Origin of the sequence: Biformimicrobium ophioploci, from assembly GCF_030270605.1 — a bacterium.
Classification (GTDB): domain Bacteria; phylum Pseudomonadota; class Gammaproteobacteria; order Pseudomonadales; family Cellvibrionaceae; genus Biformimicrobium; species Biformimicrobium ophioploci.
The window spans coordinates 94,802-118,819 of the sequence record NZ_BSYJ01000007.1 but is presented as its reverse complement, the minus strand read 5'-3'; the positions used below and the strand labels follow the sequence as shown (position 1 = coordinate 118,819).

At 58.8% G+C, this 24,018-nt stretch carries 19 protein-coding genes and 5 tRNA genes; 20 read left to right on the top strand and 4 right to left on the bottom strand.

Annotated features, from left to right (window positions below; translation table 11 throughout):
- Positions 1-206 precede the first annotated feature (206 nt).
- The 4 genes from QSJ80_RS14975 to QSJ80_RS14960 all read right to left on the bottom strand — a co-directional run bounded on the left by QSJ80_RS14975 (position 207) and on the right by QSJ80_RS14960 (position 6,903).
- Positions 207-1,292 carry a dipeptidase gene (locus QSJ80_RS14975; RefSeq protein ID WP_285765279.1) on the bottom strand — a complete coding sequence of 362 codons (1,086 nt, stop codon included), beginning with the start codon at positions 1,290-1,292 and terminating at the stop codon, positions 207-209.
- Positions 1,293-1,443: 151 nt separating this feature from the next.
- Entirely contained in the window at positions 1,444-2,859 is a 1,416-nt protein-coding gene (locus tag QSJ80_RS14970) for an FAD-dependent oxidoreductase (protein WP_285765278.1), read from the bottom strand.
- Complete coding sequence (locus QSJ80_RS14965) at positions 2,846-4,444, bottom strand: tetratricopeptide repeat-containing sulfotransferase family protein (protein ID WP_285765277.1); 1,599 nt, start codon at positions 4,442-4,444, stop codon at positions 2,846-2,848. Before QSJ80_RS14965 ends, QSJ80_RS14970 begins: the two co-directional genes overlap by 14 nt.
- Positions 4,445-4,524: 80 nt before the next feature.
- Positions 4,525-6,903: a TonB-dependent receptor gene (locus QSJ80_RS14960; protein WP_285765276.1), complete on the bottom strand. Its 2,379-nt coding sequence runs from the start codon at positions 6,901-6,903 to the stop codon at positions 4,525-4,527.
- A 180-nt stretch (positions 6,904-7,083) separates the two neighbouring features.
- Between QSJ80_RS14960 and QSJ80_RS14955 the strand changes: the two genes are divergently transcribed.
- The 20 genes from QSJ80_RS14955 (at position 7,084) to rpoB (ending at position 23,975) form a co-directional block, all read left to right on the top strand.
- Positions 7,084-7,953, top strand: coding sequence for a response regulator transcription factor (locus QSJ80_RS14955; protein ID WP_285765275.1), 870 nt, complete (start codon positions 7,084-7,086; stop codon positions 7,951-7,953).
- A 52-nt stretch (positions 7,954-8,005) separates the two neighbouring features.
- Positions 8,006-9,445: an alpha/beta fold hydrolase gene (locus QSJ80_RS14950; protein ID WP_285765274.1), complete on the top strand. Its 1,440-nt coding sequence runs from the start codon at positions 8,006-8,008 to the stop codon at positions 9,443-9,445.
- Positions 9,438-10,193, top strand: a complete 756-nt coding sequence (locus QSJ80_RS14945; RefSeq protein WP_285765273.1) for an ABC transporter ATP-binding protein — start codon at positions 9,438-9,440, stop codon at positions 10,191-10,193. Before QSJ80_RS14950 ends, QSJ80_RS14945 begins: the two co-directional genes overlap by 8 nt.
- The gene (locus tag QSJ80_RS14940; protein WP_285765272.1) at positions 10,190-11,407 is read left to right on the top strand and encodes an ABC transporter permease; all 1,218 of its coding nucleotides are present in this window, start codon (positions 10,190-10,192) and stop codon (positions 11,405-11,407) included. The genes QSJ80_RS14945 and QSJ80_RS14940 overlap by 4 nt, the downstream gene beginning before the upstream one ends.
- 10 nt (positions 11,408-11,417) lie before the next feature.
- Positions 11,418-12,575 (top strand): alanine racemase, encoded by a 1,158-nt coding sequence (gene alr / locus QSJ80_RS14935; protein ID WP_352176502.1) that lies wholly within the window; start codon positions 11,418-11,420, stop codon positions 12,573-12,575.
- A 1-nt stretch (position 12,576) separates the two neighbouring features.
- A complete protein-coding gene (gene birA, locus QSJ80_RS14930) occupies positions 12,577-13,587 on the top strand; it encodes a bifunctional biotin--[acetyl-CoA-carboxylase] ligase/biotin operon repressor BirA (protein WP_285765271.1) in 1,011 nt (336 codons plus the stop codon).
- Entirely contained in the window at positions 13,574-14,314 is a 741-nt protein-coding gene (locus QSJ80_RS14925) for a type III pantothenate kinase (RefSeq protein ID WP_285765270.1), read from the top strand. The genes birA and QSJ80_RS14925 overlap by 14 nt, the downstream gene beginning before the upstream one ends.
- 55 nt (positions 14,315-14,369) lie before the next feature.
- A complete protein-coding gene (locus QSJ80_RS14920; protein WP_285765269.1) occupies positions 14,370-15,032 on the top strand; it encodes a hypothetical protein in 663 nt (220 codons plus the stop codon).
- A 147-nt stretch (positions 15,033-15,179) separates the two neighbouring features.
- Positions 15,180-15,255, top strand: a tRNA-Thr gene (locus QSJ80_RS14915).
- Between the two features lie 115 nt (positions 15,256-15,370).
- Positions 15,371-15,454, top strand: a tRNA-Tyr gene (locus tag QSJ80_RS14910).
- Positions 15,455-15,502: 48 nt separating this feature from the next.
- Positions 15,503-15,576: transfer RNA gene (locus QSJ80_RS14905), tRNA-Gly, on the top strand.
- Positions 15,577-15,601: 25 nt separating this feature from the next.
- A tRNA-Thr gene (locus QSJ80_RS14900) sits at positions 15,602-15,677 on the top strand.
- A 238-nt stretch (positions 15,678-15,915) separates the two neighbouring features.
- A tRNA-Trp gene (locus QSJ80_RS14895) sits at positions 15,916-15,991 on the top strand.
- Between the two features lie 75 nt (positions 15,992-16,066).
- Positions 16,067-16,435 (top strand): preprotein translocase subunit SecE, encoded by a 369-nt coding sequence (gene secE, locus QSJ80_RS14890; protein ID WP_285765268.1) that lies wholly within the window; start codon positions 16,067-16,069, stop codon positions 16,433-16,435.
- Positions 16,436-16,482: 47 nt separating this feature from the next.
- Positions 16,483-17,016: a transcription termination/antitermination protein NusG gene (nusG, locus tag QSJ80_RS14885; protein WP_285765267.1), complete on the top strand. Its 534-nt coding sequence runs from the start codon at positions 16,483-16,485 to the stop codon at positions 17,014-17,016.
- 179 nt (positions 17,017-17,195) lie between these two features.
- Positions 17,196-17,630, top strand: coding sequence for a 50S ribosomal protein L11 (gene rplK / locus QSJ80_RS14880; protein ID WP_285765266.1), 435 nt, complete (start codon positions 17,196-17,198; stop codon positions 17,628-17,630).
- Position 17,631: 1 nt separating this feature from the next.
- A complete protein-coding gene (gene rplA / locus QSJ80_RS14875; RefSeq protein ID WP_285765265.1) occupies positions 17,632-18,327 on the top strand; it encodes a 50S ribosomal protein L1 in 696 nt (231 codons plus the stop codon).
- A 280-nt stretch (positions 18,328-18,607) separates the two neighbouring features.
- The gene (gene rplJ / locus QSJ80_RS14870; RefSeq protein ID WP_285765264.1) at positions 18,608-19,102 is read left to right on the top strand and encodes a 50S ribosomal protein L10; all 495 of its coding nucleotides are present in this window, start codon (positions 18,608-18,610) and stop codon (positions 19,100-19,102) included.
- Between the two features lie 88 nt (positions 19,103-19,190).
- Entirely contained in the window at positions 19,191-19,562 is a 372-nt protein-coding gene (gene rplL, locus QSJ80_RS14865) for a 50S ribosomal protein L7/L12 (RefSeq protein WP_285765263.1), read from the top strand.
- 339 nt (positions 19,563-19,901) lie between these two features.
- Entirely contained in the window at positions 19,902-23,975 is a 4,074-nt protein-coding gene (rpoB, locus tag QSJ80_RS14860; RefSeq protein WP_285765262.1) for a DNA-directed RNA polymerase subunit beta, read from the top strand.
- Positions 23,976-24,018: the final 43 nt, after the last annotated feature.

The following is a 24,018-nucleotide window of genomic DNA, read 5'->3' as shown; positions in this document are numbered from 1 at the left end:
TTCCAAATACAAAAGGGGCTATCCATCAGGATAGCCCTTTTTTTATTTTGGATTCGAGGAAATACTGTTTACTACACAGGCCCATGTGAGTCGTGCGCGACCCCGGACCCCTGCACCGCAGGTGCGGGGTTGGTGTGCCGCAGGCATCGCGCAGCGATTGCGGGTGTCAGCCCGCAACACAGCGTAGGTCATCGTTCGGTTTGTATTTAAAGAACGCCACCGAACAGGCGGCGAAAATTGCCCCCCATGATTTTTTCGACTCGACGCTCGCTGTGACCCCTTTTCTTTAGCAAAGCAGCGAGGTCAATGAACCGGCTAGTGGTATTCAGGTCCTCGATGAAAAGAAAAACGTCTTCCTGTTCATTTGGTGCGCCGATCCCCTTTTCCCGTCGCTCCCTGACGTTTGCGTTAAACTTTTTACGATATTCATCGGTGATTGTTGTGGGTGTAACCTGATTATCAGTGCCTATGCCAACGTGATCTTCTCCGCAAACATTGATTGCGTGTTCAATGTGTGCGATTACATCCGCTGACTGCGCCATGCCAGAGGACCTTAGAAAGGGCATGAAGTAGATTCCCACTACTCCACCTTTATCCGCCATTGCTTTTAATTGGTGGTCCGATTTGTTGCGCGGGTGTGGTTGTAGTGCGCTACAGCCCGAGTGCGTGATAGCGGCCGGCTTGGTTGACAGGCGGAGGGCGGCTTCAGTCGTTTTTATTGAGCAGTGACTGAGGTCGATTAATATGTTTTTGCGGTTCAGGGCGGAAACAAGCTCCTCGCCAAATGGCTTGAGTCCCTTGTCCTCTTTCACGATGCAACCGCTACCAACGCGATTTTCAGTGTTGTAAGTTAGCTGCATACAGCGAACGCCGGCCGTATAGAACGGATCTATATTTTCAATGTTCCCTTCTAGTTGTTCGGTGTCCTGAAAACCATAAATTATCCCGGTAGTGTTGTTGCGGAGGCTGTTGTCGACATCCTGTTTGGATGTGATCTTGGACAGGCTGTCTTGATAGAGCGTGATTTGCCGATCCATCCTCTGAATAAATTTCATGGACTTTTCGAAAAGGTGCTCTCCTTTTCCGATTGTGCCAACAGTGGTATGAATCAACTGATAGCCACTGTTTTGAATGGCGCTTACAACTTCAGGTGTAATATTCCTTTCTAAGTCGAAAGGGAATCCGCAGCCATCGAAAAGATTTATTGGTTTGGCACTGGCGTGCCCGACGGTCGGTGCCAGAAATGTCGCCAAAGAGGCGGCGCTGGTGGAGAGAAATTGTCGACGATCCATAGTTTAAGGCCCCTGTATTTTAAATGTCATACCTCGCAGTTTTCAGGCGTTAACGCATTTGACCCACTGCCATGCAGGCGAACTGATGGCGGGCTAGAGATCAGTTCTAACACAATGCGAGCCACGCGTATATTGGTGCGGTAGGAGGTGATTAGGTGTCCAACAACCGATCATACATATCGGCAAGCCCACTGACCGCCCATGTTTTCCAGTTGCGTACGGGCTTGAGGAGCATGGCCTCTTCCGCGCTGTAGATACTGTTTACTGTCTTGTAGACGAGCCAGGGAATTGGTTCCGGCTCCCACTGCCTGAGAACGCTATTGGTCCGTGCCCGATGCGCCCAGGGCATCGCGGTCAGCTCGCTATCCTTTTCAAGAATCAGATCTGCAAGGGTCCGCGCCATCAGGTTGGACGCGCCCACACCCTCCCCACCGTAGCCGCCAGCAAGGCCAATACCCGACGAAGGATCGAAAATGGCATGAGGACGCATACGCCGAGACATGCCGAGGTTGCCACACCAGTCGTGCGTGACCTGGACATTCTCGAGGGCAGGGAAGAAGTCGACCATCAGGTTGTGCTGCTGCCGCAATTCTTCTTCTGTGAGCTGCGGAGCCAGACGCACCTTGCCGCCAAATGCATAGCTGCCGCGCGCGCCAAACAACAGGCGGCCGTCAGCAGTGCGCTGGAGATAAGACACCAGCCGGCTGCTGTCACAGAATACCTGTCGCTCTGCGAAGCCGATTTCCTGCCACTGATCAGTAGTGAGAGGTTCTGTTGCAATAATGCGGCTGACCACCGGAATGGTATGTCTTTTCAGTGGGCTAGGGAGGCTGCCCGCGTAGCCTTCCAGTGCCGGGATAACGATATCCGCACGCAATACACCGCCAGGGGCCTCGACCAGCCCTGGCGTAAAGCGGGTGCAGGGTGTCTGTTCGTAAATGCGAACGCCCATGGCTTCTACTACATGTCCGAGCCCTCGCACCAGTTTCGCCGGGTGAATCGCTGCAACGTGGGGGGTGAATACAGCGCCGAGGGCGTTCCTCACGTTAACCTGTTGGGCAGCCTGATCTTTGTCGAGCCAGTAGTAGTCGTCTGTACTAAATCCCAGACTGTGGTAGTGCTGGAGTATTCCCTGCGCACGGGGTAGCTGCTCAGGGAAGCGTGCGGCCGCATACAGGGCGCCGCCACGGGCCAGGTCGCAATCGATCTGTTCCTGCCGGCATACACGCTCGACTTCGTTGACGATGTCAGTGACCTGCCCAATCGCGTGCTCGCGCTTATCGTCGTTCAGGCCCTGAAGGAACACGCCGAGGTTCTGGAGGTCACCCATGAGCCAGCCGCCATTGCGGCCGGAGGCACCGTAACCGGCGACTTCCTTTTCGACGATGCAGATATCCAGCGTCGGGCGCGCTTTTTTCAGGTAGTAGGCACACCAGAGGCCGGTGTAGCCGGCCCCGATAATCGCGATATCGCAGTGTCGGTCGGTGCTCAGCGCGGATCTTGGCTTGACAGGCGCTGCCAGGCTGTCGAACCAGTAGTTCAGCTGTTGGTAATCAGGCGTCGCCAATCTCGATTCCCTTTGCGATCAGTTCCTCCTGCATGGGTTTGAGCTGCTCTGCGTAATTTTTCCAGCGTCCGATCGAGCGGGTATGAGCGGGCTCCCGGACCTGCACTGCGCTGGCGGTGGAAACCGCCTTGTCCTGTTTGTGGAATTCCAGGCACGCGTTTTCCCAGGGCAGCTCCAGGAACTCGAGCAGTGCGCGGGCGTTTGGTTCGAGGTCGCGCGCGGTTTCCTCATAGGAGATATCGAAGAACTGCCCCGGAAAGCGCTCGCGCCAGGTCTGCATCAGGTCGCGATAGCGGGCGTGATGGCGGGCCATCTCGCGCTGGTCGTAGGAGTGCAGGTATGCATCGGCAAACAGCTGCTTGAAGCTGGCGAAGCAGGCGTCCATCGGGTTGCGGGTGAGGTGGACGATCTTCGCATTGGGCAATGCCTTGAGGATCAGCGGGATCATCATGTAATTCTGCGGCAGCTTGTCGACAAAGCGCGCCTTGTCGCCGCGCACCTTGGACACCGACTGCAGGTACAGACCACCAATCTTGGCCGGGTCGAGGTCCCTGGCCTGCGCAAACAGCTGTGCGGAGAAGCGCTTCGGATCCGTGTAGCCGGCCAGTCGTCGCAGCGCCAGGCTGAACTGCTGCAGCTCACCGGCGGAATGCACCTGCGAGTGGCTGGTAATGATGCGCTCCACCAGGGTGGTGCCCGTACGGGGCTGGCCAAGCACGAAAATCGGCGAGTCATCGGGATTGCCCTCGCCCTGGTCGTCGAACCAGTCGCGGGTCAGGTTTTCCTTGAGGAAGTTAAAGGTCTCGACCTCGGCAGCCTCGTCGAACTCCACGGTCTTGCGCCGCGCAGCGGCCCCCTGGATAAACGCGTCGCCGGCCTGTCCCCAGTGCTGCAGGTCCTCCTGCTCCTTGCCGATCGCGTAGTAATAGAAAGCCTGTGCACGCGGGTGCGTACCGGGCCGTTGCAGCAGCTCGTGCATGGCCTGGATGTGATCCTCGTCCTTCGCCTTGCGTGAACCGGACAGTGCCCAGTGCGCCTGCGGGCTATCTGGCTGGAGCCCGATGATCTCCTCCAGCACCTCGCCGGCCGCGGCTGTATCGCCGTGGTAGACCAGGTTGTTGGCGTAGTTGAGCAGGTAGGCAGGGTTGTTGCGGTCGTTCTCGATCGCGGTGCGGAAGCAGCGGTTGGCATCATCGTAATACCCCATGAACGAGTAGATGGTGCCGATCAGGTCATTTACCGCAGGGTCCTTGCCGGCGCTGGCCTGTGCTTTCTGCAGGGCGTCGTCAGCGCCATTGAAGTGGCCATCGCGCATATACAGCTTGGCGATATGGGCCCAGGCCGCCGGGTGCTCCGGCTGCAGCTTGACCACGGAATTGAATGCGCTGAACGCGACCTTGGGCTGCTGCGCTTCCAGCGCCACGAGGCCGACGAGGAAGTGGCCGGGCACCAGATCCGGCTGAACCTTGAGCACTGCCTGGCAGCACTTGGAGGCCTCGCCAGTGTTGCCACGGGAAAGGGCAGCGAAGCCGCGTTGCAGGGTCTGCTGCAGGAATGCCTGTCGGGGAATCTGTTGCTCGGGCATTGGGGTACCGCTTATTGGAGTTATAAAAAAAGCAGTAGCGGCTGCCCGCTACTGCTTTCCATTGTTACCGGATTTGGGCTTTATTCAAAGTCCATTCCGAATCTCAGGCCGATGGTGCGCGGGCGCTTCGGACCGAAGAAGTGTGACGGCAGGACGCCGCCGTTGTTGTTGATACCATCCCACGTAAACTCGTCGGTCAGGTTCTCAACATAGAGGTCCGCACGCCAGTTGTCATCAGACTCGTAGCCCACACGCAGGGCCAGCTCCTGGTAGGCATCGAGCTTGGTGCTGTCGAGGCTTTCCCAGCCGCCGCCACGCTCGGACTCCCAGAACATCTCCAGGCTGCCGGTGATGGCGCCGCCGCTGACCGGGAAGTGCGCGTCCAGTACCATCGCGCCGGAGATCTCGGGTGCCCAGAACAGGCTGCTGCCTTCACAGGCGTCGGCATCTTCCAGGCCGCAGATGTCCTGCAGGTTGTTGGCTTCGCTGTCGAGCCAGCCGAGTGCGAACATCAGGTTGAAGTTGTCGTTCAGCTCGGCAGTGATGGAGGTCTCCACACCCATGCTTTCGACTTCACCGACGTTCTTCACGATCGAGGCGCCGCCGTCGTAGGTCACGACCTGCAGATCCGAGTAGTCGTACATGAACGCGGTGATATCAAACAGCGCACGGCCGTCGAACCAGGTGCTCTTGTAGCCGAGTTCCCACGAATCGATGGTTTCCGGGTCGAAGATGTTGGCCGGGAAGCCGTCAGCCTGGGTCAGCTCGGTGTTGCCGATGGCCGGCTCACCCATGGCGTTGTTGTCGAGGTTGAAGCTGCCGAAGCCACCGGACTTGAAGCCCTCGGTGAAGCTCAGGAAGTAGGTGTCATTGTCGTTGGGCTGGTACTTGGCAATGGCACGCGAGGTCAGCTTGCTCCAGGAGTCGCTGCCTTCAATAAAACCGTCGGTGGAGAAGCCGTAAGCCCAGTAGGGGCCCAGCTCACTTTCCGGGGTCGGTACGCTGATGGCAAAGTCCTTGTCATCGTTGGTGTAGCGCAGGCCCAGGCCAACAGAGAACGCGTCGGTAATCGCGTAGTCCATGTTGACGTAGGTCGCCCAGCCGGAATAGTTGCCGCGAATGTGGCCGGTTTCCACCAGCTGGCCGTCGGTGGAGCTGAACTCGGAGCCGTAATAGGCATACAGGTCCGCACAGCCACTGAAGGTCATGCCGGAGTTGTAGTAGTAGCCGTAGTACTGGCACATGAAGTCTTCCTGGCCGCTAAAGCGGAACTTCGCGTCGATCTCTTCCTTGTAGTAGGAAACACCGGCGTACCAGGACAGCGCGTCGTCGCCGCTGGAGGTAATGCGCAGTTCTTGCTGGAAGTAGTCGCCGGTCTGGTCCTGACCGTAGTCATTCACGTGCAGCGGGGTGCCATCGTAGTCTTCGGTATAGAAGTAGTCGTGGTCTTTGTAGCCGGTATTGGAAGTCAGGGTGAAGCTGTCGAAGTCGTAGTCGACGCGCACGCCAAGGGTCATCACATCGGCGTTATCGGCGTCGCCGCTGGTGCGGTCTACGTCTACATTGCCCTTGCTGGCGTCACCGCCGATCTCCGGGTCACCGATGGCCGCAACAAACGCATCCCAGATATCACCGTTTTCCACCGCGCGGTAAACGGAGCCGGATTGCTCGCGGGTTTCATATTCCGCGGTGGTCTGCACGCGCAGGGCTTCCTGCTCGTAAGTGGTGGACCAGCGGATGGCCTGCTTGTCGTGTGCAATCAGGTCTTCGGAGCCCGGGAAGCGGTTGGTTACAAAGCCGTCTTCCTGCGAGGTGTAGCCGGCGAGGCGCATGGCGAAGTTGTCGCTGATGCCCATATTGATCGCACCCTCGGCGACCACGCGACCGTTCTGGCCAAAGTCTGTTTCGAAATAGCCGGTAGTGTCCGCGCCGATTTCCGCCTTGTTGGTGTGTACGCTGAAGGCGCCGCCGATGGAGTTGCGGCCGAACAGGAAGCCCTGCGGGCCACGCAGGATTTCGGAGCGCTCCATATCGTAGAGGCTGGTTACCGCTGAGCCGTTACGGCCTTCGTAAAGGTCGTTCTTGAAGAAGGCAGAAGACGGGTCGCCGCCCACGCCGAAGTCCTGGGTGCGGATGCCGCGAACGCTGATCGCATCGATAAAGCTGTCCTGGCTGTTACCGGTAACGCCCGGGGTGTAGGAAACCAGGTCCTTCACATCGTCGAGGTTGACCTTGCGGGTGAAATCACCGGAAAGTGCGGTGATCGCCAGTGGAACTTCCTGCACGGATTCTTCGCGCTTGTTCGCGGTAACGGTCACTTCCTCGATTTCCAGGGCCTGCACGGCGGCTGGTACTGCGAGGGAGGAGGACAGGATCGCGGCAGTTACAGCTCTTGCCAGTGTATTCTTTTGGAGATGCGGTTCAGGTGTAGCCTTTCCCGCTGGTGACGCTTTGGCCATGGTGCTTCCCTTTTCTAGTTGTTAGGACCATGGCACCATAGGTAAACCGGCAATATCAATGCCCCAACTGGGGTAAATTGGTAAAACAGTGCTGCTTGCGAAACGGCCCGACTCTTTTTGGTGCAGCACTGCAAATAATAACAAGGCCAAAACGGCCGACAGCACCATTAGGGGGCAATCATGCGAAAAATGCCCGGACCATCCGGCAGCGATGCAAGTGACTGGAATCAAAGTATTGCGGGCATCGTGCACGCAATTGGCGGGGCCGCGTTCTTCCCGCGTCTGATAGAGGCGCTGGGTACCCGGGTAGGGGCGGATTTCCCCCAGGTCTGGTATTACCAGCGGGGCCGCGCCCCCTGTGCGCTCTATTATGCGATGGATGCCAGCGACGAGCCGGCCCACATCGATGACTACCGCAACGGCGGCTACCGCCTCGATCCCTTCTATATATCTTTCTGTGAGCAGCGCCTCGATTCCGGGGTATGGCGCCTCGATGACCTGAGTGGCGGTGTGCAGAGCCGGGGCTATTTTCTCGATTACTATTCCGCGCTGGGCACCGTCGATGAGGTGGTCTTCGTTATCAATGTCGACGACCAGAGTGCCCTGCACCTTTGCTTGATGCGAGCACGCCAGTCGCAGCCCTTCAGTGCGTCTGATATGCAGTCGTTACGTGAGGTGGAGTCGCTGGTGCGTGAACTGGTGCTGCTGAACGCGCGTTGCGGTGCGTTGGACCCTATTCAGCAGGCGGCGCACGGGTTGGATGGTAGTATTGAACATGCACGGCGTATGTTCGGCAGCACGGTGCTGACCGGCCGCGAAAAAAGTGTACTGGATCTGTTGCTGCGCGGCGAAGGCACGCGTGAGTCGGCCCAGAAGCTCGGTGTTGCTGTGGATACGCTGCGCAAACACCGCAAGAATATCTATGAAAAGCTGGGGGTCGGCTCCCAGAATGCCCTGTTTGGGTTGTTCCTGGATGCGGTTGGTACTGTGGCGCGGGCGCCGGCCCAGGACCCGCTCGTGGCGCGGCTCGCGCAGCGCGAACAGGTTTAAAAATTTCCATACCCCATTTCCAGGGTAGCCATCTGCCCGTTGGAGGCGATTTATGCAAAGGACAGCATGCCTTTTATTGTTGCTGGTTTCGTTGGTTGCGAAAGCGGCAGAGCCGGTTCCCGAGCGCTGCTTTCTGGATGGCTGGAGCCAGCCGTTACAGTGTTATCGGTTGCAAGTAGGTGAGTCGGTATCGGGGGCTGAGCTGGCAGTGTTTGTTGCACCGGCCCTTGAGCAGAACGGGCTGGATCCTGTATTTCTACTGGCGGGTGGTCCCGGGCAGGCTGCGAGCGACCTGACTCCCATATTGCCCGCTTTGTCGAAGGTCAATCGTCAGCGCGACCTTGTGATGGTGGATCGCCGTGGTGCTGGCCACAGCGGTGCCTTCGCGTGTGAAGAGTTTCAGGGTTCGGTAGTTGCCGATCTCGACGAAACAGTACGGCTGCTGGGACAGTGCCGGAAGGGCAAGGATAACCTGGTCGGCCAGCTAAACTCGCGCACAACAGTTGAAGACCTCGAGCAGGTACGCAGCCAGCTTGGCTATGAAAGGATCGCATTGTGGGGCGGTTCCTGGGGAACCCGGACTGCACTCTTGTATCAGCAGTGGTACCCGGCATCAATTAGTGCACTGGTACTGGATGGCGTAGCACCAATCGACTCAAAGATTTTTCTTGCCGCTGAAGCTGCCCAGGCTGCGCTGGACAAGCTTGCGAGCGATTGCGCTGGCGATCCGCAGTGTGCGGCCCTCGGTAATTGGCAGGCACAGTTGCTGCAACTTATCGCAGATTGGGAGAGCGGTGGCCCAACCCTAAAGGTGATTGCAGGGCAGCCACCAATAGCCGTGACGAGCCTGCACCTGCAGCAGACGGTGCGAACCGCGCTCTATGCACCGGAGGCCGCCGTAATGTTGCCGTTTTCGATTGCCGAAGCGGCGCGCGGCAACTACCTGCCCTTGCAGGGGCTCATGCAGGCCGTATCCGGCATGATGGACTCGGTTTCCCTTGGGTTGATGTTCTCTGTCGCCTGTGCCGAGTCTGTCCCGCGCATCCGCGAGGAGGAGATAGTCAGCAACGGGCGTAATAGCTTCATCGGGGAAGCTTTTACCCGGACATACACTCGCGGCTGTGAAGTCTGGCCGGTACCTGCACGGGACTACCCGCAACTCAGCCCGCAATCCCACCCGGTGCTGTTTATTTCCGGGGCGGGGGATCCTATTACGCCGCCGGTCGACCTGGCCAGATCGTTTGCCTATCTGGAGAACAAGCAGCAGCTGGTTGTGCAGGCAGGTGCGCATATCAACACCACGCGCGGATGCGTCCCTGAGCTGATCGAGCGTTTTCTCGATGCACCGCAAGAGACGCTGGATGCCAGCTGTGTGGCCGAGATTGACCTGCCGCCGTTCATGTTGTCGGAGTTCGGTTTCGCCCTGAACGAGGTGAACCAGGTTGTGGTTTCGGCGGGCGGAGCCGACGAGCAGGAGGCGGAAAATGATTAAGGTCCGGGGTCTGAAGAAATCCTTTGCGAATACCGCGGTACTGCGCGGAATCAATTTTGATGTCCCGGATGGCAAGATTACCACGCTGTTGGGGGCCAATGGTGCGGGTAAAACCACCTGCCTGCGGATCCTTACCGGCCTGATGACCCCGGAGGGCGGGACAGTGCATTTCGATGCGCTGGAAATCCAGAAAGAAACGCAACAGATCCGGCGCAGGCTTGGTGTGATTTCGGATAGGGAGGGGTTGTACGAGCGCCTCACCGTCGCTGAATACCTGGATATTTTTGCTTCCATGCAGGGCCTGGGTGGAGAGGCCAAGGCCGAAGCGTTGGCGAGTGTGCGGGATTCGCTTGGGCTCGATGGTCTTTGGTCGAGGCGTATGAAGGGTTTTTCCCAGGGCGAACGCATGAAGGTCTCGCTGGCGCGAGCACTGGTGCACAAGCCCCACTATCTGGTTCTCGATGAACCAACGCGGGGGCTGGATGTGCTCGCAGTACGCCTGCTGCGCAAGACTCTGAATGAACTGCGTGATCAGGGCTGCGCGATTCTTTTTTCCAGCCATGTAATGCAGGAAGTGGAAGAGCTCAGTGATCAGGTCCTGGTAATGTCCGCTGGTCGTATTGTCGCGAGCGGTACCCCGGGTGGCCTCAAGCAGCAGTGCGCTGCGGCGTCCCTTGAAGATGCCTTCGTGGAGTTCGCCTATGGCAGTGAGGCCAGGGATAAGCGCGCAGAGGAGTCGCCGGCATGAACAATGAGAACCCGAATTTTGGCTGGCGCTACACGCTTGTCCCGGTCCTGAAAAAAGAGCTGACGGAAGCCTGGCGAGACAAGCGGGCATTGCTGACGGCGGTGTGCTTTGCGCTGCTTTTTCCGGCGATGATGACGGCCATGATGCTGTTTACCGTCAAGGAAAAAGTGCAGAAAGAGCCCCAGGTGGCCATCCTGGGTGGAGAGCGGGCGCCGTATCTGGCCAACCTGCTTCGCAAGGGCAAGGTCGAGTTGACGGAGCACAAGGGTGCGGATGATCGCGCCGGGGATCACGAGCAGGCGAAGGCACTCCTGCAGCAGGGTAACAAAGTGGTGGTGCTGGTCGAAGAAGGCTTTGCCGATGCTTACATGAATCAGCGTGCGCCCCGCCTCTACCTTTACCGGGACGGCGGAGACTCCGGCTCGGGTGCGGCAGTGCGCCGGGTGCGCAGTCAGCTCGCGCAGGGGCGCCAGTTGGTGACCGCTCAGCGACTGACAGCGCAGGGAGTCTCGCCAGGCAGTATTTCCCCCTGGCAGGTCCAGGAGCGGGATATCAGTACGCCGTCGGCGCGTTCCGGACTGATTTTACGGGCTTTGCCGGGGCTGCTGATCCTGGGGCTGTTCGTCGGCAGCCTTGCGACCTCGGTTGATACTTCTGCTGGTGAGCGCGAGCGCCTGAGTCTTGAGACATTGTTGCTGCAGCCACTGGCTGGTTGGCAGCTGGTCCTGGCGAAGTCCGTTGCGGTTGCCAGTCTCGGCTGGTTTGGGGCATCGCTCTCGATTATCGCACTTGCCTGCATGATGCCACTGATGCCGCTGACCGAACTGGGGATGCAACACGCCCTGACTGTGCAAGGGATTCTGAATGTGCTTTTGTTACTGGCGCCGATAGCATTGCTGGTAGCGGTGTTGCAGATCCTGTTGGCCCTGCGCTCGCAATCGTTCAAGGATGCCCAGACACAGCTGAGTATCTTCCAGATACTGCCGGTTGTATTGCTGACGGGGATCGACGTGGCACAGGTGGAGCTTGCCGAAGCGTGGCAGTTGGTGCCGCTGCTCGGACAGCAGCAATGGCTCAAGGCGGCGCTGGTCGGTGAACCCCTGAATCTGGCGCTTGTCGCGGCCGGAACCCTTGTGACGCTGGCGATAGCCGGGTTGGCCATTGTGGCAGGGGGACATGCGCTGCGCCGGGAAGCGCTGCTGAGTAACTGCTAATTTTAGAGGTATCCCGAATCACCTGCAGGCTGGCACGGAGGCAATCATCGTTGCGATAGCTGACGCGAGCGAAGGTCTCCTCACAATCGATCTGGGCGCAATCTGTGAGAACTACCGGCGCCTGAATGCGCGGCTCGGCCCGGAGGTACGCTGTAGTGCGGTGGTCAAGGCCGACGCCTACGGCCTCGGTGTGGCAAAGGTCGCGCCAGCACTGTACCGCGAGGGCTGCCGGGACTTCTTTGTCGCGACCCAGGCGGAGGGCGTACGCCTGGGGGCGCTACTGCCGGATGACGCGCGCATTATTATCCTGAGTGGCGTGCGGCCCGGGCGCGAAAAGGAATGCGCGCTGGCAGGCCTGGTGCCGACGCTTGTGAATACCGCTCAGGTGCAGTCCTGGGCAAGTTGCTGCCGGGCGCTCGGAATCCCGGCGCCGAGTGTTCTCAAGATGGATAGCGGCATGGGCCGCCTGGGCCTGTCCGCCCGGGAAGTACGCGGGTTGCTGGCGCAGCCTGAGCTGCTCAAGGCGCTGAACCCGTGCATGTTCATCAGCCACCTCGCATGTGCCGACGAACCCGCCCATCCCCTCAACCAGCAACAGCTGTCATTGTTTTCAGCGCTGGCCGCGGAGGTGCGCGCGGTGCTGCCCGACATAGTACTGAGCCTTGCCAATTCTTCCGGCATTTTTCTCGGGGAGGCTTATCATTTTGACCTGGTGCGCCCCGGCGCCGCGCTGTATGGGATCAACCCGGAACCGGAAAATCCAAACCCGTTGTGCGCTGTGGTGCAGTTGTCATTGCCGGTGATCCAGATCCGGCATGTCGAAAAAGACTGCACGGTGGGTTATGGTGCGGCAGGAAAAATGCCTGCGGGCGGCGTTATGGCCGTGGCGCGCGGCGGCTATGCGGATGGGTTGCTGCGGGCGCAGAGCAACCGCGGTAGCGGTGAGGTGGCAGGCGTGCGAGTGCCAATGGTGGGTACCATTTCCATGGATTCCACCATGTTCGATATCAGTGCGTTGCCGGAACCGCAGCGCAGCGAAATAAAAGAAATTGAAGTAATCAACCGGAACCTGACGGTGGATGAAGTTGCCAGGCATGCAGGCACCATCGGCTACGAGGTGTTGACCAGCCTGGGTAGCCGCTATTTCCGGCGATACCTGAAAACCTGAAATGAATAATGTTGAATCTCTGATCCCGGTGCTGCGCCTTCTGTCCGACGGTGCAGTGCATTCCGGTGCAGTGCTGGGTGACATGCTGGGGGTGAGCCGCGCGGCAGTCTGGAAGCAGTTGCAGCGTCTTGATGAGCTCGGGCTTGTAGTCGAGTCGGTCAAGGGGCGTGGCTACTGCCTGCGCGGCGGACTCGAATTGTTGAACCGTGAAGAGATACTGCAAGGGCTCGGGGGCTGCGACGCCGCCTTAACGGAATTGCAGCTGGCTCTGCAGGTACCCTCGACCAATGCATTGTTACTGGAGCAGCTGGCTGCCGGACGAGGGCATGCAGTTGCCCTGTTGGCGGAGCAGCAGATTGCCGGGCGAGGGCGTCGTGGGCGCGAATGGCTGACACCCTTCGGTGGTGGCATTGCGCTGTCGATCGGCTGGCGTTTTGATGGTGGCGTACAGTTGCTGGAGGGTTTGAGTCTTGCGGTTGGTGCTGCACTGGCGCAGGCGCTCGAGTCACTGGGTGTCGAGGGTGTGCAGCTGAAGTGGCCCAACGATGTGCTCTGCCGGGGGAAAAAGCTGGCAGGAATTCTGCTCGAGGTCAGCGGCGACCTGACAGACCGCTGCGCGGTTGTGATTGGGGTGGGCCTCAATATGCGTCTGCCAGAAACGCAGGCGCAACAGATTGACCAGCCCTGGATCGACCTGCACCAGATCGCTCCGCAAGTTGGGCGCAATCGCGTGTGTGCAGCGCTTTTGCGGGCGCTGACGGACTTGCTGCAGGCATATCCGCGTACCGGTTTTGCTGCGTGGCGAGAGACGTGGCAGCAACGCGATGCCTTTGCCGGCCAGCCTGTCCAGTTACACGCCGGGCCGAAACACTGGGAAGGTATTGCCCGCGGCGTCAGTGCCGATGGCGCCCTGCGCCTGGAAGTAGACGGCGAAGTGCAGGTGTTTTCCGGTGGGGAGGTTTCCCTGCGGCCGCGCACCACAGAATCGGGGGCTGGGCATGCAGGTTCTTGAGCTGGATGTGGGTAATACCCGCGCAAAGTGGCGGTTGCTGGAGGACGGAATCGTAGCGCAGCGCGGCACTGCTGCGACCGGCGCGCTGAATGCACTTGAGGTCCAGTGGGCTGAATTTTCCCCGGACCGCGTTCGTGTGGCGAATGTGGGCGGGCTGCGGGTTGCAGCGCAGCTCGAGGCGTTGGCCCGGAAGATCTGGGGCCTGGAGCCGCTGTTTGCACAGACCTCGGCGCAGTGTGCCGGGGTTACCTGCGGGTATGCGGACCATACCCGGCTGGGGGTGGACCGCTGGCTTGCGGTACTGGGCGCATTCCGTGCGGGGGGCGGCACACCGGCGCTGGTGGTCGACTGTGGTAGTGCGGTCACTATTGATTTCCTGCAACAGCGCGGCCAGCACAGTGGGGGCTATATCCTGCCGGGATTGAGGCTGATGCGCGATGCGCTGTTCCACAGTACCGATGCGGTCAAGGTGACGTTTGATCAGGCCGCCAGTGAAAACCTGGCGCCCGGAACTGATACGCAATCGGCGGTAAATCGGGGGTTACTGGTTACGCTGCGCAGTACCATCGAGCAGTGTCATGCCGATGCAACGGCAGCGGCAGCTGGTCAGGAAATGGGCCTGTACCTGACGGGTGGTGACGCCGCGGTAATTGCATCCACCCTGGAAATCCCTTACAAGGTGGTGCCAGAGCTTGTGCTCGACGGGCTCGCAGCTGCCTGCCCGTGAGGCACAGTCACCAGACCCGATCAAAAGAATTACCGGAACGGATTAATAAGCTCCTATGCGTTGGATTGCCCTGATATTACTGGTTGCCAATATCGGCCTGTTTTTCTGGCTCGGAAAACAGCCGGCAGAAAAAAGTTCTGCCGCGGAAAAGCCGCTTGCGGTGCAGGGGGCGGCTATTGAAATGCTGTCCGAACTGCCGCCGGAGCGCGTGCGCGAAGTGCGCCGGCAGCCAGCCCGGCAGGCCCCGCCGCCGCAAGCACTATGCACCATGCTGGGCCCTGTCGCAGAAGAGAGTGACGAAGCCCTACTTGATGAGCGTTTTCGCGCGCTCGGCCTGGCTGCCGAGGTGCGGGACATCGAAATGCAGGGGGCCATGCGTTACTGGGTTTACCTGGAGCCGCTCCCGAACCGCAAGGAGGCTTTTCGCAGGCTACGCGAGCTGCAGGCCGCCGGGGTCGACAGTTACGTGATTCCGAAAGGGTCGCTGACCAATGGCATTTCATTCGGGATATTTGCCGAGGAAGCGCGTGCCTCCTCCCTGCAAAAAGAGCTTCAGGATAAGGGTTATCCGGCGCTTTTCCGGCAGGAGCCGCAGACCTACACGGAACGCTGGGTGGTGGTGGCGGACGACGCGGCTGCGGGAGAGGATTTCTGGCGCCAGATCGCCGAGGATTTCCCGGACCTGGAGCGCCGCCAGAACCTGTGCTCGGAACAGTAGGCGGGCTCTCCCGGACGGCTTTCGGTGGCGCCAGATTCCCCATAAATTTATCCGCCAATGGTGTTGCGCCGGGCATGAACTTACCCTAGAATCGCGCCTCCACATTACGAGGGTAGTGTGGAACTGCAGCGAAATCGTTGTGGCTAAGCTGGCGTAGCTCAGTTGGTAGAGCAGCTGACTTGTAATCAGCAGGTCGTAGGTTCGACTCCTATCGCCAGCTCCATTTTTCCCGCTGATGTGGGACCGGGAAGTCTTGAAATTGCAGCTAAGTCTGTGAATTTTAAGAGAAAATCGGTTGACATGAGCGGAGGTGATGTAGAGAATACACGCCGATTTCAGCAGGGGTTCCCGAGTGGCCAAAGGGATCAGACTGTAAATCTGACGCGAAAGCTTCGGTGGTTCGAATCCACCCCCCTGCACCATTTTTCGACCCGTCGGAGGTAGCGACGAGAAGTCGGCCTCGCGGTTTAGCGGGTATAGTTCAATGGTAGAACCTCAGCCTTCCAAGCTGATGATGCGGGTTCGATTCCCGCTACCCGCTCCATTTTTTTGCGGGCTGAAAGTTTGAGGCTCTTGTAGCTCAGTTGGTAGAGCACACCCTTGGTAAGGGTGAGGTCGGCGGTTCAAATCCGCCCAAGAGCTCCATTTTGAAGTGGCCGCACCAGTTTTCTGGTGCGGCCATTTTTTTCAGTTGCGAGGTTTTTTGCGACCGAATTGGCGTTTTCGGTCTTAAGTGGCGCGCTTTCAGGTGTGCCGCTGTTGGGCAAAAAATCATAGAAAAGAGCAACTTAACGCCTTTACCTGAGGTGGTCTGAGTGGTAAGCTCGCCCCTCATTTTTGGGTGGTCTCCGGACCGGAAAGTGCTGATCTGTACGCCCAATCCAGGCCAGTGGCTCAATTGGTAGAGCATCGGTCTCCAAAACCGAGGGTTGGGGGTTCGAGTCCCTCCTGGCCTGCCATATTCAAACTGGGCTTGTCCGCTTGCGGGCAGGCCCAGTGCTGATTAGAGCGAAATTCAGAGAAGATTCCTCAATATGAGTGCGAATGTAGAGGCAAAAGAATTCCGCATGGACGGCCTTAAGTGGCTGTTGGTGGCTATTCTTGTCGGGGCTGCTGTGGCGGTGAATACCCTTTTTGCCCAGTACCCGTTGCTGTACCGCAGTCTCGCGATCCTGGCGCTGAGCCTGGCTGCTGTCGCTGTGGCGGTCAAGACTGCCAAGGGCGATGCTTTCTGGAACCTGCTGCGTGATGCGCAGACAGAGGTGCGCAGGGTGGTTTGGCCAACCCGTCCGGAAGCGATGCAAACGACGCTGATCGTGCTGGTATTTGTCGTGATCATGGCCATTATTCTGTGGGCTCTGGATGCTGGTCTCGGTTGGGCCGCTTCCAAGATCATCGGTTGATCCGGCCCTTTTCGACGACTGGTTGGCAGATAAAGGTTATTTAGAGCATGGCGAAACACTGGTACGTAGTTCAGGCCTATTCGGGCTACGAAAAGCGCGTTGCGTCTTCGCTGAAAGAGCGTATCGAGCTGCACGAGATGGGCGACCTCTTTGGTGAGGTGCTGGTGCCCACCGAGGAAGTAGTGGAGATGCGTGGCGGCCAGAAGCGCAAGAGTGAGCGCAAATTCTTCCCCGGCTATGTGCTGGTGGAGATGGAGCTGAGCGACGATACCTGGCACCTGGTCAAGGAAACCCCACGCGTACTGGGCTTTATCGGTGGCAAGGCGGACAAGCCGGCGCCGATTACCGCACGCGAAGCGGAAGCTATTCTGAATCGCATCGACGACTCGGTCGACAAGCCGAAGCCCAAGACCCTGTTTGAGCCGGGCGAGATGGTGCGTGTTATCGACGGGCCGTTCAATGATTTCAATGGCGTGGTGGAAGAGGTCAATTACGACAAGAGTCGCCTGCGGGTGGCTGTATTGATCTTCGGCCGTTCGACGCCGGTTGAGCTGGAGTTTGGTCAGGTCGAAAAGAGCTGATTCCAGTTCGGTAAAATACTGCCTTCTTCTGCCTGGCGGCAGAGGAAGGCTTTTGCGTCCCTGAAAACCGAGAATTGTCGGTCAGGGGTAACGGGGAGCCGGGCGCTGCAGCAGCGGTCCTGCCGGAGGCAGGTGTTGTGGAGCGCAGGCGCTAGTACCCACTAAGAGAGGAAGCTGTAATGGCTAAGAAAATCGAAGCTTACATCAAGCTGCAGGTTGCCGCCGGTAAGGCCAACCCGTCCCCGCCTGTTGGCCCGGCCCTGGGTCAGCACGGTGTAAACATCATGGAATTCTGTAAGGCGTTCAACGCCCAGACCCAGAGCCTGGAGCCTGGTGCGCCGGTGCCGGTTGTGATCAGCGTATACAGCGATCGCAGCTTCACCTTCACCATGAAGACTCCGCCGGCTTCTTTCCTGCTGAAGAAAGCGGCAAAGATCAAGTCTGGCTCCGGTCGCCCGAACACCGAAAAGGTTGGCAAGCTGACCCGTGCGCAGCTGGAAGAAATCGCCACTGCCAAGATGCCTGACCTGACCGCTGCCGATATGGATGCTGCGGTTCGTACTATCGCTGGTTCCGCGCGTAGTGCCGGCATTGAAACCGAGGGTGTTGTGTAACATGGCCAAGATGAGCAAGCGTCAGCGCGCAATCGCTGAAAAAGTTGAAGCTGGCAAGCTGTACAGCATGGATGAGGCAGTAGCGCTGCTGAAAGAGCTGTCCGGCGTAAAGTTCGCCGAGACTGTGGATGCCTCCATCAACCTGGGTATCGACCCGCGTAAATCTGACCAGGCGGTTCGCGGCGCGACCACTCTGCCGCACGGCACTGGTAAAGACGTCCGTGTTGCCGTATTCACCCAGGGTGCCAACGCCGATGCGGCCAAAGAAGCCGGTGCAGATATCATCGGTATGGACGAGCTGGCTGCCGAAGTTAAAGGCGGCAAGATGGATTTCGACGTGGTAATCGCCTCCCCGGACGCGATGCGCGTTGTTGGTCAGCTGGGCCAGATCCTCGGTCCGCGCGGCCTGATGCCGAACCCGAAGACCGGTACCGTTACCCCGGACGTTGCGACTGCGGTCAAGAATGCCAAGGCTGGTCAGGTGCGTTTCCGCGCTGACAAGGGCGGCATCATCCACGGCGGTATCGGCAAGCTGGCCTTTGACGCCAACAACCTGAAGGAAAACCTCGAAGCGCTGATCGCTGACCTGAAAAAGGTCAAGCCGGCTTCCGCCAAGGGCGTTTACCTGAAGAAGATCACCCTGAGCACCACTATGGGCCCGGGCCTGGCGATCGACCAATCTTCCCTGAATATCTAAGTCCTGCGGGAAAGATATTCAGCGATAACAGAACTTTGGGGTCCGCGCTGACCTGCCATGGCAGGAATGCGCGGGCCGTCAAAGACCGTAGGTGTCTGGCTTGGCTTGAGGTTTAGCTGGCCAGACTTAATCCACCCCCGGGCCAGGCTGGCCGTTAAGGGAGTGAGCCTACGCAGACGGTGACACCACCCAAAACCAGTTTTTGCTGGATTTGCGGTTTTCACCGGAATAGCGGCCCGGACCCAGGTTTGGGCCAGTGTACAAATCCAGGAGTGTAAATATGGCTATTGGACTCGAAGACAAAAAAGCGATTGTCGCAGACGTCCAGCAAGCTGCTTCTGTTGCTCAGTCGGCGGTTGTTGCGGATTCCCGCGGCGTGACCGTGAACGACATGACGGCTCTGCGTAAAGAGGCGCGTGAAAACGGCGTATGGCTGAAGGTTGTTCGTAACACCTTGGCTCGCCGTGCTCTTCAGGGCACCGAGTTTGAGTGTCTGAACGACAACTTTGTCGGCCCGAGCATCATCGCGTTCTCCAACGAGCACCCGGGTGCCGGCGCGCGAATTCTGAAGGAATTCGCCAAGGGCAACGACAAGCTCGAGCTCAAGGGCGCTGCCTTTGAGGGTGGCGTGGTTGATGTCGCACTGTTGGCAAGCCTGCCGACTTACGACGAAGCCATCGCAAAGCTGATGAGCTGCATGAAAGAAGCATCTGCTGGCAAGCTGGTTCGCACTATTGCGGCCATTCGCGACCAGAAAGAGCAGGAAGCTGCCTGATTCTGACCTGGCCCATTGGCCGGCGGAAGGTAGTTTTTTTATTACGAATTTAAGGGCAGCCCGACTGCTCACAAAAAGGTACTGACTCATGTCTTTGACTAAAGAAGATATCATCAACGCTATTGCTGAAATGTCTGTAACTGACGTTGTAGAACTGATCGAAGCGATGGAAGAAAAGTTCGGCGTAACTGCCGCTGCAGCCGTAATGGCTGGCCCGGCTGGCGACGCTGGTGCTGCTGCAGAAGAAAAGACTGAATTCGACGTAGTTCTGTCTGCTGCTGGCGACAAGAAAGTAAACGTGATCAAGGCTGTTCGCGGCCTCACCGGCCTGGGCCTGAAAGAAGCCAAGGGCATGGTAGACGGCGCTCCTTCTACTGTGAAAGAAGGCGTTTCCAAGGAAGAAGCCGAAGAAGCCAAGGCTGCTCTGGAAGAAGCTGGCGCGCAGGTCGAAATCAAGTAATTGGTTTTCTGCGCTTCGCTCCCTTCGCAATAGCGCGGGGGGCGGCAAGGCCGGTGGGTTTTACCCACTGGCCTTTTTGCCGTTTTCAGAAAGGCAGATTTTGCCATTCTGGCGCGGCGCCAAAATCGGGGTTGGCGGGTGTTTCCATAACCATAGCGCAAACTGATCCTGTTTTTGAAGTACCCGAGTACCGCTTTCTGTGAGCGAAACCGGGTGAATGGTTTCGAGAGGCTTCCGCGCAGTGCAGCTGGACTGTATTGCGCCGAGGTTTCTTGGCAAGGCCGCACAGCTGTTGTGCGGGCTTTCCATCCTTGTCTTCGAACAAGCTGGGGAATATGAATGACTTACTCATACACTGAGAAAAAACGTATCCGCAAGGATTTCGGCAAGTTGCCGCACGTTATGGATGTGCCCTTCCTGCTCGCGATACAGCTGGATTCCTATCGCAAGTTTACTCAGGTCGACAAGAGCCCTGAGGAGCGGCTGGACTATGGTCTGCATGCCGCATTCAAGTCAGTGTTCCCGATTGTCAGTTATTCCGGCAATGCCGCACTGGAGTACGTAAGCTACCAGTTGGGCAAGCCGGTTTTTGATGTCAAAGAATGTACCCTGCGTGGTGTCACCTATGCATGCCCGCTGCGCGTGCGCGTACGCCTGATCATTTACGATAAGGAATCGTCCAACAAGGCGATCAAGGATATTAAGGAGCAGGAAGTCTACATGGGCGAAATCCCGCTCATGACCGACAACGGTACCTTTGTGATCAATGGTACCGAGCGCGTGATCGTATCCCAGCTGCACCGCTCCCCGGGTGTATTCTTCGATCACGACAAGGGCAAGACCCATTCTTCCGGCAAGCTCCTGTTCGCCGCACGGGTTATCCCTTACCGCGGTTCCTGGCTCGATTTTGAATTCGATCCGAAAGACCTGGTCTACGTACGTATCGACCGTCGTCGCAAGCTGCCGGCGACCATCCTGCTGCGTGCGCTGGAGTTCAGCTCCGAAGAAATGCTCGACATGTTCTTCGATACCAGCCGCTTTGAAATCACAAAGGATGGCCTCAAGCTGGAACTGATCCCGTCCCGCCTGCGCGGTGATGTGGCATCCTTCGATATGAAGGACCAGAAAGGCAAGATCATCGTCGAGGAAGGCCGTCGTATCACGCCGCGCCACATCCGCCAGATCGAAAAGGCGGGCCTTGAGCAACTGGACGTGCCGGCTGAATATCTGCTGGGCCGCGTACTGGCCAAAGACATCATCGATGAGGCCACCGGCGAAGTAGCGCTGGAATGTAATACCCTGATCGATGCAGAGGCGCTCGAGAAGCTGCAGACGCTCAACGTAAAGCAGTTCGAGACCCTGTACACCAACGAGCTCGACTGTGGTCCGTTCGTTTCCGATACCCTGCGCGCTGACCCGACCCGCACCCGTCTGGAGGCACTGGTCGAGATCTACCGCATGATGCGTCCGGGCGAGCCGCCGACCAAGGAGTCTGCAGAGGCCCTGTTCGAGAACCTGTTCTTCTCCGACGAGCGCTACGATCTGTCTGCCGTTGGTCGCATGAAGTTCAACCGTCGTCTCGGCCGCGAAGATGAGACCGGCGAGGGCACCCTGAGCAAGGACGATATCGTCGATGTGCTCAAGACCCTGATCGATATCCGCAACGGTAAAGGGATGGTCGACGATATTGACCACCTGGGTAACCGTCGTGTGCGCTCCGTGGGCGAGATGGCCGAGAACCAGTTCCGTGTTGGCCTGGTGCGCGTAGAACGTGCGGTCAAGGAGCGTCTGTCCATGGCGGAGTCCGAAGGCCTGATGCCGCAGGACCTGATCAACGCCAAGCCGGTTGCCGCCGCCGTGAAGGAATTCTTCGGTTCCTCGCAGCTGTCCCAGTTCATGGACCAGAACAACCCGCTGTCGGAAGTAACGCACAAGCGCCGTGTATCCGCGCTTGGCCCGGGCGGCCTGACCCGTGAGCGTGCCGGCTTCGAAGTGCGCGACGTACACCCGACCCACTACGGCCGTGTGTGCCCGATTGAGACCCCGGAAGGCCCGAACATCGGCCTGATCAACTCTCTCGCGACCTACGCCCGTGCCAACCACTACGGCTTCCTTGAGAGCCCGTACCGCAAGGTGGTGGACGGCAAAGTCACTGACGAGATCGAATACCTGTCTGCGATTAACGAAGCCAACTACGTGATTGCACAGGCGTCCGCGGCACTGAATGACAAGAACCAGTTCACCGACGAACTGGTGAGCTCGCGTTTCGAAAACGAATTTACCCTGAAGACGCCGGACGAGATCCAGTACATGGACGTGTCTGCGCGTCAGGTGGTTTCCGTCGCGGCATCCCTGATCCCGTTCCTCGAGCACGACGATGCGAACCGCGCACTGATGGGCTCCAACATGCAGCGCCAGGCAGTTCCGACCCTGCGTGCAGACAAGCCGCTGGTAGGTACCGGTATGGAGCGCACCGTAGCGCGTGACTCCGGTGTCTGTATCGTGGCAAAGCGCGGCGGCGTGATCGAGCGTGTGGACGCCAGCCGGATCGTGGTCAAGGTGCACGATGCCGAAACCGAAGCGGGCGACGCGGGTGTGGACCTGTACGGCCTGACCAAATACACCCGTTCCAACCAGAACACCTGCATCAACCAGCGCCCGATCGTGAAGACCGGTGACGTGGTCGCGCGCGGCGACATCCTCGCCGACGGCCCGTCCGTGGACCTGGGTGAGCTGGCCCTCGGCCAGAACATGCGCATCGCGTTCATGCCGTGGAACGGCTACAACTTTGAGGATTCCATCCTGGTATCCGAGCGCGTGGTGCAGGAAGACCGCTTCACCACCATCCACATCCAGGAGCTGACCTGTATTGCCCGTGACACCAAGCTGGGCAGTGAGGAAATCACTTCCGATATCCCGAATGTGGGTGAGTCTGCGCTGAGCAAGCTGGACGAGTCCGGCATTGTCTACATCGGTGCGGAAGTGGGCGCCGGCGACATCCTGGTGGGCAAGGTAACGCCGAAAGGCGAAGCCCAGCTGACCCCGGAAGAGAAGCTGCTGCGCGCGATCTTCGGTGAGAAGGCCTCTGACGTAAAAGACACTTCCCTGCGCGCGCCGACCGGTACCCGCGGTACCGTGATCGACGTGCAGGTATTCACCCGTGACGGTCTGCAGAAGGACCAGCGTTCCATCGCCATCGAAAAGGCGCAGCTGGACGAGGTTCGCAAGGACCTGAACGAGGAATACCGCATTGTTGAGACGGCCACTTTCGAGCGTCTGCAGGCTGCACTGGAAGGCCAGAAGGTCAGCGGCGGCAAGGGCGTCAAGAAAGGCGACGTACTGAGCGCCGAAATCCTGTCCGCGCTGCCGCGTGAGGACTGGTTCAAGCTGCGCATGGACGAGGACGCACTGAACGAGCAGCTCGAGCGTGCCGAAGCGCAGCTGGAAGAGCGCCGCAAGCTGCTGGACGAGCAGTTTGAAGACAAGAAGAAAAAGCTGGAATCCGGTGACGACCTGGCTCCGGGCGTACTGAAAATCGTCAAGGTTTACCTGGCGATCAAGCGTCGCATCCAGCCGGGCGACAAGATGGCGGGCCGTCACGGTAACAAGGGCGTGATCTCCGTGATCAAGCCGGTTGAGGATATGCCGTACGACGCAAACGGTGAGCCGGTCGATATCGTGCTTAACCCGCTGGGTGTTCCGTCTCGTATGAACGTGGGTCAGGTACTGGAAATGCACCTCGGCATGGCGGCCAAGGGCCTGGGCGTCAAGATCGATCGCATGCTCAAGGAGCAGCAGGAAATTGCCAAGCTGCGCAAATTCCTGGACGAGGTTTACAACTCTACCGGTGGCCGCAAGGAAGACCTGAGCCAGCTGAGCGACGCAGAAGTGGTCGCGCTGGCGAAGAACCTGCGCAAGGGCGTGCCAATGGCAACCGCAGTATTCGACGGTGCAGACGAGTCCGAGATCAAGTCGCTGCTGCGTCTTGCGGACCTGTCCGACACCGGTCAGGTCCAGCTGCACGACGGCCGCACCGGCGATGCGTTCCAGCGTCACACCACTGTTGGCTACATGTACATGCTGAAGCTGAACCATCTGGTGGACGACAAGATGCATGCGCGTTCTACCGGTTCCTACAGCCTGGTTACCCAGCAGCCGCTGGGTGGTAAGGCGCAGTTCGGTGGCCAGCGCTTCGGTGAGATGGAAGTGTGGGCACTGGAAGCATACGGTGCTGCGTACACGCTGCAGGAAATGCTTACTGTTAAGTCTGACGACGTGGAAGGCCGGACGAAGATGTACAAGAACATCGTCGATTCCGACCATCGCATGGAGCCCGGCATGCCGGAATCATTCAATGTACTGGTGAAGGAAATCCGCTCGCTCGGTATCAATATCGAGCTCGAGAACGAGTAATCCCCAACCTGCAATGAATAACCCAGGTCACCGCACTCGCCAT